Genomic DNA, 16,146 nt, shown 5'->3' on the forward strand with positions numbered 1-16,146 from the left:
TGTGGTACCCGCCCCGATTTTTTTTGGGGGGGGGCGCCGTGCTGGCCCCCTGCGCCGGGGGGGGGGGGGCCCCCCCCCGGGGGGGCCCCCCCCCCCCGCGGCCCCCGGGCCGGCCCGTCACTTGGCGGGTTCGGCCTCCAGCTTGTCGACGACGGCCGAGGTGAGGACGGCCGAGGCGTACTCGAAGCCCTTGCCGTCGCCGGCGCCCGGGGACGGGTCGCCCGTCGGCGGGAGGCCGTCGGGGCCGGCCGGCGGGAGGTCGGAGAGGAGCACCTCGCGCACGCCGAGGAAGGCGCCGGTGGTCCTGTCGAAGATCAGGGACACGCGCATGGTGCCGTTGGTGCCGACCACCGCGACGCCGTGCCGGCCGGCCGCGTCCACCTCGTCGGCGACCACGGACGTGCCCGGGATCTTCGCGGCCGCCTCCATGAGCGGTCCGGCGACGGCCGGCGGCGCCGCGATGTTCTGGAAGATCATCTGGACGTCCGCGAAGGCGAACTGGTTGTACAGCTTCGGCGTCATCGGCGTCCCCGACACCCGCTTGGCGCGGTCGAAGGAGAGCAGCTGTTGCAGCAGCTGCTGCGGATCGGTGGGCAGCGAGGCGACGAATTCGTAGGTGGGGGAGTCGAAGCCCGCCGTGCGGGGGGCGCCGGAGGAGGTCGACAGCGTGGCGGGCCAGGAGGTGCGCCCGTTGCCCATCGTCGGGTCGAGGATCAGGCCGTCGGACCTGCCGTCGACCGCGAACCACGACCTGCGCTCGTGCCTGGTCTCGCGGGCGCCGTCCTGGAGCTCCCGCCGGTAGACGAACTGGGCGCCCCTGGCCCCGGGGTCGGGGCTGCTCGCGACGGCCTTCGCGGCGCGGGCGAGCAGGCCCGCGGGATCGGTCGGCTCGGGCAGCGGGGTGGCGGACGGGGCCGGCGAGGCGGACGACGCGGACGAGGCGGACGAGGCGGACGAGGCGGACGAGGCGGACGAGACCGGCGCCGCCGGCGCGGCACCGCCGTGGCCGCGGCCCGGGACGGCCACCACGGTGACGGCTGCCAGCGCGCCGACCGCCAGCGGGGCGGCGATCAGCCACACCATCCTGCGCCGCGATCGCGATTGCGATCGCGCTGGCTGCCGCGATCCGTTCGTCCCGGCGGCGATCTCACTCATCAGGTGCTCCTTCAGGAACCGTCGGCGGTCGGCGGGGAGCAGCTCGGGCGAGTTGTTCATCGGGTCTCCTCCTGCAGCGACCGGGCGGTCTCGAAGCCGCCACCCCGTACCTGTCCGACGCCGGGAACGGGTTCCCGGCGTCTCGCCGCCCCGTGCAGCTCCTTGTCGGCGAGCGTGCGCAGCCGGGCCCGCGCCCGGGACAGGCGCGAGCGCACGGTGCCCACCGGGACGCCGAGGGCCTCGGCCGCCGACGCGTAGTCGAGCCCCACCCACACGCAGAGCCGGAACACCTCGCGCTCGGAACGGCGCAGACGCGTCAACGCGCGCTGAACGGCGGCTAGTTGGGCGCCGTCGTCGATCCGGGAGACCAGTTCGTCGGCGAAGTCCGGTACGGGCTCGCGCTCGGCCAGGCGCGCCATCGCCGCCCGGTGGCGCCGGGTGGCCCGCGCGGTGTTGCGCAGCACGTTGGTGGCGATCCCGAAGACCCAGGGGCGCAGGTCGCCGTCGCCCTCGTGCAGTTCGGCGCGCAGGCGCCAGGCCTCCAGGAAGGTGAGCGACACCGCGTCCTCGGCGGCCGCCCAGTCCCCCAGGGTGCGCAGCGCGTATGCATACACGGCCTGGGCGTGCGCGTCGAAGACCTCGCCGAGCGCGCCCTGGTCCCCGGCGCGCAGGCGCGCCCGTTGTGACAGTTCCATACCTCCCCCTGTCCGCCGGGCGGGTGGGGTTCCGTATGGGCCGCGTCACAGCGCATCGGCCCCCGACGGCGGGTCGTCGCCGGGAGCCCGGTGTGGCTGAGCGGTGATCAGGTTACCCGTCGCGCGTGATTCCCTCCCGGGTCGAGGAGACGCGCAGGCAGCAGCCGCTGGCCATGCCAGGGGTCGCGCAGTGGCATCCTCGACCCGGGAGCCGCATCCCGGCGCAGCGCGAAGAAATCGGGAACCCGCCGAGACGGTCCGGATCGCCGTGGTGGGAATCCCCGGCCCTCAGGCCGGCGAGCGGAGGTCAATGAGCCGCTCGCCACCCCGGTCAGGCATCGAGGATCTGGCCGTGGCGCCTGACCACCGGGCCCTGCGCCGACCACGGGAACTCGATCCAGTCGTCGGTCCTCTTCCACACGTACTCGCACTTCACGAGGGAGTGCGACTTCTCGTAGATGACGGCGGAGCGGACCTCGGCGACGTGTTCGAGGCAGAAGTCGTGCACCAGCCTCAGCGTCTTGCCGGTGTCGGCGACGTCGTCGGCGATCAGGACCTTCTTGTCGGTGAAGTCGATCGCGGCGGGGACGGGCGCCAGCATGACGGGCATTTCGAGGGTCGTGCCCACGCCCGTGTAGAACTCGACGTTCACGAGGTGGATGTTCTTGCAGTCCAGCGCGTACGCCAGGCCGCCCGCCACGAACACGCCGCCGCGGGCGATGCTCAGGACGAGGTCGGGCGCGTAGCCGTCGTCGGCGATCGTCTGCGCGAGTTCGCGCACCGCCCGGCCGAAGGTCTGGTAGTCGAGGATCTCGCGTGCATCGGTCACGGCGTTCAGTGTCCCCGGCCGCCGGCCGGCCGGCGAGCACCGGCACGCTGGGAGCCGCCGGGCGGGCCGTTCCGTCCGGCGTGCGGACGGCCCGCCCACGGACGGGAACCCGGCGACGGCTCCCCCTACTTGAGCAGGAAGTCGTACACCGCCTGCCGTCCGGCCGGGTTCGCGGCCCGGTTCTGCACCGAGTGCGCCGCCCCGGGCACGATCACGATCTGCGGGTCGTGCGCCATTCCGGCCACCTGCTGGAGCACTTCGTACGGGGTGGAGATGTCCCGGTCGCCGCCGAGCAGCAGCACCGGCACGTCGGGTAGCTTGCGGTGCTCCGACGGCGCCGGCGGCACCTGCTCGCGCGGCCAGTCGAGGCAGACCAGCAGGCTGCCGATACCGGTCGCCGTCGCCGCGTCGTACGGCCAGGTCTGCTCGGGGGTCAGCCGCTGCCGGGTGCGTTCCAACGCCGCCGCGCGGTCCGCGACGGGGGTGTCGGTGGTGCCCCACGGGAAGCGCGAGTCGGCGCACAGGGTGGCGGAGTGCAGTCCCTGGCTGAGCTCCTCGGCGGGGGCGGCGTCGACCTCCCGGTGGACGAGGTCGAAGAAGTCCTGGAGCTTCGCCGGCCGCCCGGCGGCGGCCTCGTGAAGGATCTCCGGGACCGCGCCGTAGTCCGGGTCGATGAACTCGTAGCCGGTGAGCGCACTCAGGATCTGCGCCCCGTTGCCGTACCGGTGGACGGTGGCGGCCAGGTCCTCGGCCGGGTCGGTGGTGCAGCCGGTGGCCAGGCAGGCGTCCCGCAGGACCCGGGCGGTGGCGGGCAGCGCGGCCAGGTCGAGGGGGTCGAAGCCCTGTGGCGGCGCCACCGAGTCGAGCACCAGCCGGGCCACGTGCCCCGGGTGGGCGAGGGCGTAGCGCTCGGCGACGAAGGTGCCGTACGAGACGCCGTCGAGGGTCAGCCGGTGGTCGCCGAGGGCGCGGCGCAGCAGGTCGATGTCGGCGACGGTGTCCGCGGTGCTGTAGAAGCGAGCGTCCGGGCCGAGGGCGGCGGCGCAGTCGGCGATCGACTGCTTGCGCGGCAGGGCGAGGTCGGAGGAGCCCATGTCCTCCTGGAGGCCCGGGCACCGGAGCGCGCCCCGGCCGGTGCCGCGCTGGTCGAACATCACCAGGCGGTAGTCCTTGAGGACGGGCTCCAGCCTGCTCGCCATCCGCTCGATGGTCGGGACGCCGGGCTGGCCGGGGCCGCCGGTGAGGAACAGCAGGTCGCCCTTGGGGGCGTGGGCGTTGCCGGTCATCGCCACGGCGAGGTCGAGGGTGCCGGGGGTCCGGCCGCCGTGGTCGAGCGGGACGGCGAGGGTCCCGCAGACGAACTCCGGTGCGTCCCGGCAGGGCGCCCGCCCGGTGATCCCGCCGCCGCCGGCTCCGGCCGGTCCGGCGGCGGCGGTGGCGGCGAAGCCGGCGGCGGGGGTGGCCAGGGTGGTGCCGACGGCCACCGCGACGGCGCCCAGCAGGGCGGCGATGCGGCCGCGCGTGCGCGTCATGTTTCGTCCTTCCGATCGCGCCGCGTCCGTACTGACGCGGTCGTGGAACAGCCTGCGCACCGGGGCCCGGCGATGGCGAGCGTTCGGACCGGATTCGACCGGGAACAAACCGTCGGGACCCGGGAGTCCGTTCGTAGGGGGAGGGGCCGGTGGGTTCGGCTCCGCGCGGCAGGGCGTGAGCGGTTGTCAGAGGCGCTTGGCAGGATGCCTCCCATGCTCGCCACCCATCCTGACCAGCGCCAGGACGACCGTCCCGGCCGACTCGACCGGCCCGCGCGGCCCGTTCCCCCCGACGTCCGGGGTGCCTTCGAGGTGCACCTGACCGTGGGGCCCGGTGCCGCCGAGGCGCTGGCCGCGTGGGCCGACGGCCACGGCCTGAAGTTCACCCACATCCTGCTGGAGCGCGGCGCGTCGCCCTCGCAGCCGATGCTCACCCTGCGGGCCGACGGAACGCTGGCGGAGGTCGCCGCCCTGACCGACCAGGTCGGGGGTCGGCTGCGGCGGGCCGGGTTCACCGTCCTGCGGGCGAAGATCGAGGCCACGCCGTGGGCGGAGGGTGTTCCGGCCTCGGACGAGGACGCCGTGCCGCACGGGGCCGGCCGCTACTTCGAGCACCACGTCAAGCTGCTGCTGCCGGCCCCGGCCGGCGCACCCGACACCGCCCGCCTCACCGCGCTGGCCGTCCGGCACGACGCGCACCTGTCGCGCAACCCGCGCCGGGTGCGCGAGGACGGCCGGCGGGAGTGGTTCGTGACCCAGCGGTGCCGCCTGGTCGGCCTGGACACCGCGGGCCGTCGGCTGGAGGCGTTGCTGCGGGACCTCGCCGCCGACGGCCACGAGGTGGTCTCCGCGGAACGCGAGTTCGTCGTCGTGGACAGCCATGAAGGCCTGGACGCGGGCTGGATAGCCGAGCAGCACGGGCACACCGCCCGGCCCTACGGAGAAGGAGAGTCGATATGACCCAGGGGCAGGAGCAGGGGCAAGAGCAGGAGCAGGGGCAGGGCCGGCCCCCGTCCGCCGTGGCGTGGGAGGAACTGCGGTACGGGCCGTGGCGCGGCGTCGTGCTGCCCAGGCAGCCGCCGTCCGAGGACGTCCGCGAGGAGCGGGAGCTGCCCAGGAGCATCCGGCCGGTCGACGACGCGGCGGTGACCCAGCAGCCGGTCTTCGACCCCGCCCTCGCCGGGTACGCCCGGGCCCTGCGGCCCAGCGAGCCCGCCTTCACCGACCCGCGGCTCGCCGAACGCTGGCTCGCCGCGCGCCGCGAGGCGCTCACCACCGTGCTGTCCGCCGTCGCCGGTTCGCGGTGGGCCGAGCACCTGGTGCTGCGGGGGAGCGTCCTGCTGCGCGCCTGGTACGGCGAGCAGGCGCGCGAGCCCGGCGACCTGGACTTCGTGGTCCGCCCGGTGGACTGGGAGCTGGAGGACGAGCGCACCGACCGCATGCTCCGGGACCTCGCCGCCGACGCCGAACGCCTCTCGGGCGCGGTGCGGCTGCACGCGGACCAGGCGGTCGGCGACGAGATCTGGACGTACAGCAGGATTCCCGGGCGCAGGCTCGTCCTGCCGTGGTCGGCGCCGGGCGTTCCCGGCGGGACGGTCCAGCTCGACTTCGTCTTCACCGAGCACCTGCCCGTCCCACCCGAGCCCTACCGGCTCCCGGGCGTCACCGCGCCGCTGCTCGGTGCCACGCCCCAGCTCTCCCTCGCGTGGAAGATCCTCTGGCTGGTCTCGGACAACCACCCGCAGGGAAAGGACCTCTACGACGCGATCCTGCTCTCGCGCACGGCCGAGGTGCCCTACGAGCTGCTGCGGCAGGTCTTCAGTCGGTCCGACGAAGGCTGGTCGCAGTGGCCGGTCCTCCCGGAGCAGATCGGCGAACTCGACGTCGACTGGGACGAGTTCGCCAAGGACTACCCGCAGTTCGCCGAACCCGTCGAGGAGTACCCGGCCCAACTGCTCGCCGCGCTCCGCCCGACCTTCGCCGGTCTCGGAGAGTACGCACTGCGCGCCCGGTGGCTGGCACCGCTGACCGAGGAGCTGCGGGACGTGCTGGTGAGCGAGGGCATGGAGGAGGTCCAGCAGCGGATGTCCCGACGCCGCATAATGCCGGACAACACCCTGGTGATCACCTGCGAACTGCTGGGCGGGGACCTCGAAGGCGCCCACCGGACCGTCGCCGGCCACCTCGGCACCCAGCCGGACCGCAGGACCCGCAAGCTGGCGGAGGCCGCCGCACGCTACGCCGCCGAACTCGCCGGGGACGGTCCGGAGGGCGGCGGCGCCGGCCACTGAGGCCGGCCGCAGGCCGCTGCTCCCGGCACTGCGGGCCGGGAGCAGCGGCCTGTTCGAAAGGGGCGGGTCCGTGAAGCGGAGCCTCGCTCCCACGCGAAACTTCCCGGGTTCGTCACCGCCCGGCTACGCGCGTGGAACCGGGGAACCCCGCCACCCCCGCCGACGTCATGGACCTCAGAGAGCACGGCAGGAGCGGTTCGGGGGGAGTGGTCGTTGATGGAGTTCAAGGCGCGCACGGGGAACGAGCGCAAGCGTTCGTGGGTGGCCGTCGCCGCGGCGGTCGTCGTCACGGTGGCGGCCGCCTGGGCGATCCCGACCGTCACCGCGTCGGTCGCCGCCCCCCACTCCACCGCCGCACAGGGGCGGGACGCGAGCGCCGACGGCGGCCACAACGGCCAGGACGGCGCCCAGGGCAGCGGTGGCGTCGGTGGCGGCGGCGCGCAGCAGGGGGCCGGGGCCGTCCCCGAGGGCATATCCCACGCCTCCGAAGCCGGAGGCAACGCCGTCAACATCACCATCGACGACGGCCCCGACCCCGTCTGGACCCCGAAGGTCCTCGACGTCCTCAAGCAGTACGGCGTGAAGGCCACGTTCTGCATGATCGGACCGCAGGCCAAGGCCCACCCCGAGCTGGTCAAGCAGGTCATCGCGGGCGGCCACCGGCTCTGCGACCACACCGTGGACCACGACACCACCATGGACAAGAAGCCCGTCGCCTACCAGGAGAAGGAGATCCTGGACGCGAAGAAGATGATCGAGGAGGCCGCGGGCGGCGCCGCCCAGGTCCAGTACTACCGGGCCCCCGGCGGCTCCTTCACCCCCGACAGCCGGCGCATCGCCGCCGCCAACGGCATGCGCCCGCTCGGCTGGAACGTCGACTCCAAGGACTTCACCAGGCCCGGCACGGCCGCCATCGTCGACACCGTCAAGAAGGAGATCGGCAACGGCCCGACCATCCTCTTCCACGACGGCGGCGGCGACCGCCAGCAGACCGTCGAGGCCCTCGGTCAGGTGCTCACCTGGCTGAAGGCCCAGGGCCGCCCGACCGGCTTCCCCGTCCGCACCACCTCGTGACCACCCGTCCCCCGGTGCTGCTCACCGGCGGCGGCCACGACGAGGAGGCGATCTGCTGGGCCGCCACCGCCCACCGACGACACCGCGAACACCTGGTACGCCGTCATGCCCTCCGCGGGGGCGATCCGGGGACAGGCCGCCACCCGCGCCCAGGGCCTCCCCTGACGGTTCCACCAGCGGGCCCGCTGGTGGAACCGTCCTCAGGGAAGCGGCGTGGGACCGGAGGCGGGGCCCTGGCCGACGAGGTGGATCCGGTTGCGGAGCTCCGCCTCGGCCCAGTCCAGGTCGGCGCGCAGGTCGAACCAGACCCGGTCCTGGCGGCCGTCCGGCTGGTCGAGCCCGACGGCGACCCAGGAGAAGACGCCCTGAAGGATCTCCCGTCGGCGCCCGGGGGAGGTCACGGACAGGGCGAACGCCACGGCGAGGCCGGCCCGGGTGACGAGCAGGTGGCTCGGGTCGCCCTGCCGCGGGCGGCCCGCGGTGAGGTAGCGCGGGGAGTCGGTGATCTTCAGCCATTCCAGGACCGCGTCCGGCACCTGCTCACGCAGGATTCCCGAGATGGAGTCGCGCACGGCGACCGCAGGTTCCTCGGCGAGCCAGCCCAGCCAGTGTCCGGACCCCGTGAGCTCGGTGAAGTCGTCCTTGGGCGGGCCGTAGTCCGGGTTCTCCACGAACTCCCCGGTCAGCTTCCCGTCCTCGCCGACCCGCCACACGCCCTGGACGGCTTCGCCCGGAACGTAGCCGTTGGGGTCGCCGATGAGATCGGGGTCGATCGCGGCGACCGACCCGCCGGGATTCGCGGCAGCCTCCGCGACCAGCTCCGGCGGAGGCGACTGCAGGATGCGGCGCCGCTCGGCCGATATGTCCCCCATGGTGCAAACCCTTCGTCCGGCGCGATCCCGAGGACCCGCCTCGTGCAATGCCGAGTCATGGTCCCACGGGTGCGGTCGGACGGGCTTTCAGGGGCCGGAGAAACACCACCGGCGGCCCGAGCGGGCTCTCCCACGCGCGTGCGACCGTCGACTTCTGGTCCCACCTCGTCGAGGGCTGCCCCGAGACCGCGTTCACCACGCCGCACGACCCCTACGCCACCACCGCGCAGGAGGCGGTCGAGCACCTGCGGATGCTCGCCCTGGAACGCCGGATCGGCCGCCAGGTGCACGACGACCAGCTGGCTCGGGCCGGGCTGACGGCGATGGCACTCGGCGTCGAGGCGCCGTCCCTGCTGCTGCTCGCGGGGCTGTCGCGCGAGGAGTACGGCCGGGCCTCCGGGCTCTTCGACCAGGTGCTCGGCGAACTGGGCCTCGACGCCGGCCCGCTCACCGACGACACCGATCTCCCTGGGGAGTCGGCCCGCTGGGAGCTGGTCCGCCGGTGGCTCCGGCTGATCGTGAACGGAAGCACGGCACCCGCGACCGGCGGCGACGTCATCGCGTACGACGGCTGGGGCAAGCCGGCCAGGCCCCGGGCACTGTGGCCCCTGGTCAGCCTGGTCATCGAGTACCACGACGGCCCCGGGAGGCCGCTCCGCGCACCGGGGGAGCTCGCCGGAGCGATCGTGGCCGAGGCCGAACGACTGCTCGCCGGCCCATGGCCGCCCCGCGGGCCGCGGTGACGGGAGAACGCCCGGTGCCCTCACCGCCGGGGAGGCGATGAGGGCACCGGGGCCGGTCGTCAGCAGCCGGTCGTCAGCTGCCGGCCGTCAGCTGCTGGTCGTCAGCAGCCGGTTGGCCAGGGCGTCGGCGAGGCGGTAGGCCTCGTCGGCCGAGAGGGTGCGGCAGATGGCGTCCGCCAGTTCCTCGACGTTGTGCCAGTCGACGTTGCCGAGGCCCGTCTGCGGGGCGGCCGGCGTCGGCTCCTCGTCCACCGGGGCGAGGGCGCGCTGCTCCGGCATCGGGAGGGGCTCGGAATTTTCCGCGGAAAATCGCTCGGCGCCCGGAGCCGGTTCTGGGCTCGTCGGCTGCGGGCCGCGGGGCGCGGGCTCCGACCGGTCGGCCGAAGGCACCGGAGCCGGAGCCGGAGCAGGCGTCGAAGCCGGAGCCGGAGCCGGAGCTGGGGCCGGAGCCGGAGCTGGGGCCGGTGTCGAAGTCGGCGTCACCACGGGTGCAGCCGGCTGCGGAGCCGCAGCCTGGGCGGGGGCCTGCGCCGCCGCCCTGGCCTCCAGCTTCGCCGCCCGCCTGGCCGCCACGGCGTCGGCGTCGGCCTGGAGCAGCTGCTCCAGCTCCGCCGTCTGCTCGGCCAGGGACATCTCCTCGATGCCCTTCACCGACCCGAGCCGCCGTGCGACGTTGATCGAGACGCCCTCCTCGCCGCGCGCCTTGGCCCGCACCTGGCGCTGCAGCTCGGGGTGGAGCTTCAGCAGGTTCTTGCGGTGCGAGATCCAGCTCTGGGACCAGCCCTCCGCCTCGGCGGCCTCCTTGGCGGTCGGGTACTGCGCCACGATGAGCAGGACCGCGTTGGCCTCCTCGATCGGGTCGAAGTCCTTGCGCGCCATGTTCTCGTCGAGCGCCGCCCGCAGCAGGGTCGCCTTGGACTCCGCCACCGAGTCGTCGACGACGACCAGCAGCTGCTCGCGCCCGTACAGCTGCGCGGCGGCCCGTCGGCGGTTGCCGTTGACGACGACGACGTCGTCCGGGCCCGCGCCCAGCGCCTGCCGGTCCTCCGGCCACAGCCGGAGGTAGGCGGCCGGGGTGACGGCGAGGCAGCTCTGCAGCTGGCGGTCCTTGATGCTCGCCAGGTCGGAGAGGTCGCCGAGCTCGTCGCGCGGGTTGCGCGGGTTGGGCAGGCAGTTGGCGGTGCGGATCCACCGCGCCGGGGTGTCGCTCGCGCTGTCCACCCCGGGGGCGTCGACGACCGGGTCGGCGGCCATCGAGGCGAAGGAGACGCGACGGCCCGCCATCAGCGACCTCCGTAACCGAGTTCGAGGGACAGCCGGAAGAAGTCCTCGCGGGCGCGGTAGGCGGTGCCGCTCTCCTTGTACTGGGTGACGACCGTTCCCTCGGCCACCGCCCGGGAGTGGATCTTGTACCGGCGCAGGACGGTCTTGGCACGCGGCCATCCCCGCGCGGCGATGTACGCCTCGGTGTCCTCCAGGTCGGCGCGGCCGTCCCGGGGGTCCCAGTTGTTGACGACGACCCGGTACGGGATGCCCATCGGCTCGATGACCTTCTGGATGGTGCGCGCCGTGGGGTCGAAGCACAGCGGCTCGGTGATCATCGGGACGAGGACGTCGTCGGCTATCTCCAGCGCGCGGCGCAGGATCTCCTCGTCGGCCAGGGTGCCCGGCGTGTCGATGAAGATGTGCTCGTACTCGTCCTTCGCGCCGAGGACGTCGAAGGTGCACGCCGCCAGGTTGACCGTGGTGGTGGTCTTGCCGACGCCGCCCTTCTGGTTGGCGATCACGTGGATCTTCGCGCCGGTCTTCTTGAGGTGGACCAGCTGCTCGGCCTGGTCGTGCGCCGCCATGAAGTCGAAGGGCAGGTTGTCCCCGACCCGTTCGGCCCAGACGACCGCCGACCCCTGGGGGTCGGTGGACACGACAAGCACAGATGGCTTCATGATGTTCCGTTCTCTCCGTGGGCTTCCCGGGCGGCTCGCCCGGTACTGCGGATGCCCGCCGCTCAAAGCCGTGGCGGCGGACTGGAACAGCATTCCAGATGATCGACTCGGCATCCGACACGACCCGCCTGTGGCGGAGCGCAACAGCCGTGATCCGCGAGGAGGGGGCGGTGAGCGCCGCCACTCCGGCGGTCACCGACCGGTCCCGGCCGCAGCCGGGCGGGTCGGGAGCCAGCTGGGTGGTCAGCCGGCCGGATCGTCAGTCGCCGGGTCGTCAGCCGGGCGGGTCGTCAGCCGGCCGGGTCGTCAGCCGGTCAGGTCCACGGTCAGGTGACCGGAGAGCGCCCGCAGGAAGTCGACCGCGTCGAACGCCTCGCCCGCGGCGACGACCCCCACCGCCCGGTTCTGCCCGGCGAGGATGCGGCGCACCGCCTCCACCGCCAGGGGCGCCGAGACGGCGTAGATGTCCCGGCCCCGGGCCACCGCCCGGCGCTGCCCGCCGCCGGAGCGCACCACCACGTCGACCAGGAAGGTCTGGTCGGAACGGCCCTGCTCGTCGGCCGCGACCGGCGCGGGCGTCTGCGGGGCGGCGAGGTCCCGGACCGCCTCCACGGTCATGTAACTGTGCAGATCGGTGACGGACAGGTGGCTCGGCACGGTCACGATGTCCGCCATGGCGAAGTCGCCGATGACCGGGCGCGCGCCCAGCGGCTCGGGGAAGGTCCACTCCAGCGCGGGCAGTTCGTCCTGGTGGTACGTCAGCCGGCCGCCGGTGTGGCGCAGCCGCCGGTCACCGCGCCGCTCCCGCGAGACGGCGCCCGACAGCCGGGTGCCCGGGGTGGGGTGCCAGCTGCTCAGTCCGTAGGCGATGTGCACCTCGTCGGCCGCCGTCCAGTCGCCCATCGCGGCGGTGGCCAGCAGGTCGCCGAGGCCGCCGTAGAAGGCCATCGCGGGGACCACCACGGTGCCCGCGGCCCGGGCGCGGTCGGCGAACCGGTCGAAGGTGTCCAGGTTGGCCTCGATCTCCGCCGCCACGTCCACGTACGGGATCCCGGCGCGCAGTGCCGCCTCGATCACCGGGGCGACGGTACCCGCGAACGGCCCCGCGCAGTTGATCACCGCGTCGGTGCCGGCCAGCGCGCGGTCCAGCGAGTCCGGGTCCTCGACCGACGCCGGCCGCGCCTCGCTCCCGGGGTGCTCGGCCGCCAGCGCCGCCAGCCTGCCGGCGTCCCGGCCGACCAGCACCGGGTGGAAGCCCCGCTCCCGCAGGTGCGCCACCACGAACCGCCCGGTGTGCCCGTACGCCCCGACCACCGCGACCGTCTGACCCATCGTTCTCCGCCTCTTCCCGCTCGTTTGCCGTTGCCACCATCCTGGCGGCGCGGCAGCCCGGGCGGTGAGTGTCCGGAACGACAGCGCTCGTACAATTCCGGACATGGCTTCCGTCGCCCTGGCCGTCACCGACGGCATGCTGCACTTCGAACTCTCCCTCGCACACGAGGTCTTCGGTTCGCGTCCGGCCGCCGTCACCGGCCCCTGGTACGACCTGGCCGTCTGCGCGCCGGCTCCGGTCCGGGTCGAACGGTTCCGGCTGGAGCCCGACCACGGGCTCGACCGGCTGGCGGCCGCCGACACGGTGATCGTCCCGGGCTGGGCCGACGCGGACGCCGACCCGCCCGCCGAGCTGGTCGACGCCGTGCGCGCGGCCCACCGGGCGGGCGCGCGGGTGGCCTCGCTCTGCACCGGCGCGTTCGTGCTGGCCGCCGCCGGGCTGCTGGACGGCCGGCGGGCCACCACCCACTGGGCCCACACCGACGCGCTGGCGGCCCGCTACCCGCGGGTGACGGTGGATCCGGACGTGCTCTACGTGGACAACGGCAGCGTGCTCACCTCCGCCGGCAAGGCCGCCGCCATGGACCTGTGCCTGCACCTGGTCCGGCTCGACCACGGCGCCGCGGTCGCCAACACCGTGGCCCGCCGGCTGGTGGTGCCCCCGCACCGCGACGGTGGCCAGTCCCAGTTCGTCACCACCCCGGTGCCCGCCCCGGAGAACCACCCGCTCGCCGCGCTCTTCCCGTGGGTGCTGGAACGTCTCGACCAGCCCCTGATGGTCGAGGACCTCGCCCGGCAGGCCCGGATGAGCTCACGCCACCTGGGCCGGCACTTCCGTGCGGTCACCGGCACCACGCCGCTGCAGTGGCTGCTCGCCCAGCGCATCCGCCACGCACAGGAGTTGCTGGAGACCACGAACGACGGGATCGAGCGGATCGCCGGCGCGACCGGCATGGGCACCGCCACCACGCTGCGCCGCCACTTCCAGCGCACGGTCGGCGTGCCTCCGGACACCTACCGCCGCACCTTCCGTCCTGAGGCGGTCCTGACGGGCGGTCACCGATCAGTACGTCCGGGACCTGTCCGGTGACCGGCGCTAGCGGTTCACCGCCCGCATCCCTTCCTCGTCGTAGCGCTCGCCGGCCGCCTCGGGCAACTCGGCGTCGATGCGGGCCAGGTCCTGGCCGGTCAGCTCGATGTCGACCGCGCCCGCGTTCTGCTCCAGATAGGTGCGGCGCTTGGTGCCCGGGATCGGCACGAGGTCCTCGCCGCGGGCCAGTACCCAGGCGATCGCCAGCTGGGCCGGGGTGACGCCCTTCTCCGCGGCGATCTCCTTCACCTTGTCCGCGAGCCGGAGGTTGGCGGCCAGGTTGGCCTCGGTGAAGCGCGGGTTGGTGCGGCGGAAGTCGTCCCGGTCGAGCTCGTCCGGGGAGCTGAAGCGGCCCGCGAGGAAGCCGCGGCCGAGGGGGGAGTACGGCACGAAGCCGATTCCGAGCTCCCGGCAGGTGGGGAGCACCTCCGCCTCCACGTCCCGGGTCCACAGCGAGTACTCGCTCTGGACGGCGGTGAGCGGGTGGACGGCGTGGGCGCGGCGGATGGTCTCCGCGCTCGCCTCGCTCAGCCCGATGTGGCGCACCTTGCCCTCCGCGACCAGTTCGCCGAGCGCGCCGACGGTCTCCTCGATGGGCACGGTCGGGTCGACCCGGTGCTGGTAGTACAGGTCGATGCGGTCGGTGCCGAGCCGCGCGAGCGAACCGTGGACGGAACTGCGGACGTGCTCGGCGGAGCCGTCCTGACGGCCCACCGTCGACATGTCGCCCGGTACCGCGCCGTCCATCCGGTAGTTGAACTTCGTGGCGATCACGTACTCGTCCCGGTGTCCCCGGACGGCCTCGCCGACCAGGGACTCGTTGGTGAGCGGTCCGTAGACCTGCGCCGTGTCGAGGAAGGTGATGCCCAGTTCCAGGGCGCGCCGGATGGTCGCGACGCCCTCGTCCTGGTCGGCCGTGCCGTAGAAGGCGGACATCCCCATGCAGCCGAGACCGATGGCCGACACCTGGAGATCCCGCAGACTGCGCTGTTGCATGTGACCCTGCCAGCCCTTCCCGTTGGTCCTTCGCACGGCCCGACGCTCTTCCGCCACTCCGCTCCGGGCGCACCGGCCGGGCCTCGCGTCCTGGGAGAGGACCCTACGGGGCCCGCGCCGTCCGGCGGCGGACCGGCACGGCCCGGTGCGGGTTCCCCGCGGGGGTCGGCCCGCGGCGGGCATGCCGTCGGGGCTCCCGCTCGCCGGGCCGGACCCGCCGGGCCGGACCCGCCGGGCCGGACCCGCCGGGCCGGACCCGCCGGGCCGGACCCGCCGGGCGCGGCCCGTCCGGTGACGTGTCACCGCTCGTAGAGCATCTCGGGGAAGTTCGGCGACGGGCCGTCGAGGAGGTGGTCGTCGTGGCCGCGCAGCCAGCGGTCGAGGAACGACGCGACGTACGAGCGGGTGGCCTGCACCGCGCGGTCCGGGCGGACGTCGCCGACGTCGGCGGTCAGGTCCGGGCCGCTGATCGCGCCCTGGCGGGCGAGCTGGGGCAGCAGGGACTGGGCGTCGGTGTAGGAGCCGTGGCGGGAGCCGGTGAGGGTGACGTCGGCGTGCCAGCCGGTGCTGTGCTGCCACAGGGCGTTCCAGCCGGGCTGCTGGTGGTAGCTGCCCGAGTCGGGCTCCTGGGTGCCCATGAGCAGGAACGGCCGGGTCAGGCCGTCCTGGGCGACGCTGGGCAGGAAGACGCCGGTCCGCCCGTCCGGGCCGGGGAAGTGCAGCTGGCCGTCGAGGTCGACCCCGGCCTTGAGGCGCGGGTCGTCGTGCATGGTCTGGAGGGCGGTGGAGCCGCCGCCGGAATGGCCGACCATGCCGATCCGGTCGAGGTCGAGGGAGGCGGCGAGGCCGGTCGGCAGGCCCGGAACGCGGCGCAGCCCGGCGAGCCGGTTTAGGACGAAGCGGGTGTCGTCGACCCGGGTCTGCAGGACCTTGCGCAGAAGGGCGCCCATGTCGACGCCGGGCTGCTCCATCAGCGCGGGGAGGACGGAGGTCGCGAGGTCCCCGTCGGGGAAGGCGACCTCGGAGGCGTCGTAGGTGTGGTCGACCGTCACCACGGTGTAGCCGCGCGAGGCGAGGTCCTCCACCAGGCCGGTGCCCCAGGTGGCCGGGTCGCCGAAGCCGGCCGAGTACAGCACGACGGGCCGCCTGCCGCCGGGGAGGGCGGGCGCGTCGGCGCGGGCGTGGGTGCGGATGCCCGCCCAGTCGGTGCGGCCCGGCTCGAAGCCGTGCTCGCGCTGGCCGACGCTGCCGGCGCTGCCGAAGTGCTCGGCGGCGGCGGGGAGCATGTACGGCGCACGGTCGTCGTCGGTGGCGGCCCGGGTGGTCGGGTACCAGAAGCTGATCATCAGCTTGCGGTGCCGCCCGGGCTGCCACGGGTCGTCCCGGCGGTCGTCCGTGAGCTGCAGGGACGTCGTGCCGACCGGGTACGGCCCGGTGGGCTGCGGCAGCCAGGCTCTGGCCTGCTGCCCGGTGCCCCGCTCCGGCGCCGCCACCGCGCCCGGTGCGCCGACCACGCCCAGGGCCGCCGTCGCCGCCAGCAGCAGCGCCGCCACTGCCCGTCCTCGCCCGTTCATCGCCGTTCCTCCTCGTTCGC

General features: G+C 74.2%; 15 protein-coding genes. 5 read left to right on the plus strand and 10 right to left on the minus strand.

What is annotated here, in order from left to right; translation table 11 throughout:
* Positions 1-117 precede the first annotated feature (117 nt).
* From ACIRVF_RS24885 to ACIRVF_RS24900, 4 genes are all read right to left on the minus strand, one after another.
* Positions 118-1,215 (minus strand): CU044_5270 family protein, encoded by a 1,098-nt coding sequence (locus tag ACIRVF_RS24885; protein ID WP_402821735.1) that lies wholly within the window; start codon positions 1,213-1,215, stop codon positions 118-120.
* Positions 1,212-1,850, minus strand: coding sequence for an RNA polymerase sigma factor (locus tag ACIRVF_RS24890; protein WP_402821738.1), 639 nt, complete (start codon positions 1,848-1,850; stop codon positions 1,212-1,214). Before ACIRVF_RS24890 ends, ACIRVF_RS24885 begins: the two co-directional genes overlap by 4 nt.
* 331 nt (positions 1,851-2,181) lie before the next feature.
* Entirely contained in the window at positions 2,182-2,679 is a 498-nt protein-coding gene (locus tag ACIRVF_RS24895) for a phosphoribosyltransferase (RefSeq protein ID WP_402821740.1), read from the minus strand.
* A gap of 125 nt (positions 2,680-2,804) precedes the next feature.
* The gene (locus ACIRVF_RS24900) at positions 2,805-4,211 is read right to left on the minus strand and encodes an alpha/beta fold hydrolase (protein ID WP_402821743.1); all 1,407 of its coding nucleotides are present in this window, start codon (positions 4,209-4,211) and stop codon (positions 2,805-2,807) included.
* Between the two features lie 213 nt (positions 4,212-4,424).
* Between ACIRVF_RS24900 and ACIRVF_RS24905 the strand changes: the two genes are divergently transcribed.
* From ACIRVF_RS24905 to ACIRVF_RS24915, 3 genes are all read left to right on the plus strand, one after another.
* Entirely contained in the window at positions 4,425-5,171 is a 747-nt protein-coding gene (locus tag ACIRVF_RS24905) for a hypothetical protein (RefSeq protein ID WP_402821745.1), read from the plus strand.
* Positions 5,168-6,502 carry a nucleotidyl transferase AbiEii/AbiGii toxin family protein gene (locus tag ACIRVF_RS24910; protein ID WP_402821748.1) on the plus strand — a complete coding sequence of 445 codons (1,335 nt, stop codon included), beginning with the start codon at positions 5,168-5,170 and terminating at the stop codon, positions 6,500-6,502. Before ACIRVF_RS24905 ends, ACIRVF_RS24910 begins: the two co-directional genes overlap by 4 nt.
* A 216-nt stretch (positions 6,503-6,718) precedes the next feature.
* Complete coding sequence (locus ACIRVF_RS24915) at positions 6,719-7,576, plus strand: polysaccharide deacetylase family protein (RefSeq protein ID WP_402821751.1); 858 nt, start codon at positions 6,719-6,721, stop codon at positions 7,574-7,576.
* Positions 7,577-7,776: 200 nt separating this feature from the next.
* Here the strand turns inward: ACIRVF_RS24915 and ACIRVF_RS24920 are convergent, their stop codons facing one another.
* The gene (locus ACIRVF_RS24920; protein ID WP_402821754.1) at positions 7,777-8,448 is read right to left on the minus strand and encodes a hypothetical protein; all 672 of its coding nucleotides are present in this window, start codon (positions 8,446-8,448) and stop codon (positions 7,777-7,779) included.
* Positions 8,449-8,495: 47 nt separating this feature from the next.
* On the opposite strand from ACIRVF_RS24920, the gene ACIRVF_RS24925 reads away from it, so the two are divergent.
* Positions 8,496-9,191, plus strand: a complete 696-nt coding sequence (locus ACIRVF_RS24925; RefSeq protein ID WP_402821757.1) for a hypothetical protein — start codon at positions 8,496-8,498, stop codon at positions 9,189-9,191.
* Between the two features lie 87 nt (positions 9,192-9,278).
* Here the strand turns inward: ACIRVF_RS24925 and ACIRVF_RS24930 are convergent, their stop codons facing one another.
* The 3 genes from ACIRVF_RS24930 to ACIRVF_RS24940 all read right to left on the minus strand — a co-directional run bounded on the left by ACIRVF_RS24930 (position 9,279) and on the right by ACIRVF_RS24940 (position 12,466).
* Entirely contained in the window at positions 9,279-10,475 is a 1,197-nt protein-coding gene (locus ACIRVF_RS24930; RefSeq protein WP_402821759.1) for a ParB/RepB/Spo0J family partition protein, read from the minus strand.
* On the minus strand, positions 10,475-11,041 hold the full coding sequence (locus ACIRVF_RS24935) for a ParA family protein (protein WP_402821857.1): 567 nt from the start codon (positions 11,039-11,041) through the stop codon (positions 10,475-10,477). The genes ACIRVF_RS24930 and ACIRVF_RS24935 overlap by 1 nt, the downstream gene beginning before the upstream one ends.
* A gap of 399 nt (positions 11,042-11,440) precedes the next feature.
* Positions 11,441-12,466 carry a saccharopine dehydrogenase family protein gene (locus tag ACIRVF_RS24940; protein ID WP_402821762.1) on the minus strand — a complete coding sequence of 342 codons (1,026 nt, stop codon included), beginning with the start codon at positions 12,464-12,466 and terminating at the stop codon, positions 11,441-11,443.
* Between the two features lie 103 nt (positions 12,467-12,569).
* On the opposite strand from ACIRVF_RS24940, the gene ACIRVF_RS24945 reads away from it, so the two are divergent.
* The gene (locus ACIRVF_RS24945; RefSeq protein ID WP_402821765.1) at positions 12,570-13,556 is read left to right on the plus strand and encodes a helix-turn-helix domain-containing protein; all 987 of its coding nucleotides are present in this window, start codon (positions 12,570-12,572) and stop codon (positions 13,554-13,556) included.
* A 6-nt stretch (positions 13,557-13,562) separates the two neighbouring features.
* Here ACIRVF_RS24945 and ACIRVF_RS24950 read toward each other — a convergent pair whose 3' ends face one another.
* Together ACIRVF_RS24950 and ACIRVF_RS24955 are read right to left on the minus strand one after the other, a co-directional pair.
* A complete protein-coding gene (locus ACIRVF_RS24950) occupies positions 13,563-14,552 on the minus strand; it encodes an aldo/keto reductase (RefSeq protein ID WP_402821768.1) in 990 nt (329 codons plus the stop codon).
* 299 nt (positions 14,553-14,851) lie between these two features.
* Positions 14,852-16,126: an alpha/beta hydrolase family protein gene (locus tag ACIRVF_RS24955; RefSeq protein ID WP_402821770.1), complete on the minus strand. Its 1,275-nt coding sequence runs from the start codon at positions 16,124-16,126 to the stop codon at positions 14,852-14,854.
* Between the last annotated feature and the right edge of the window lie 20 nt (positions 16,127-16,146).

The organism is Kitasatospora sp. NPDC101157 (assembly GCF_044768255.1).
Taxonomy (GTDB): Bacteria; Actinomycetota; Actinomycetes; order Streptomycetales; family Streptomycetaceae; genus Kitasatospora.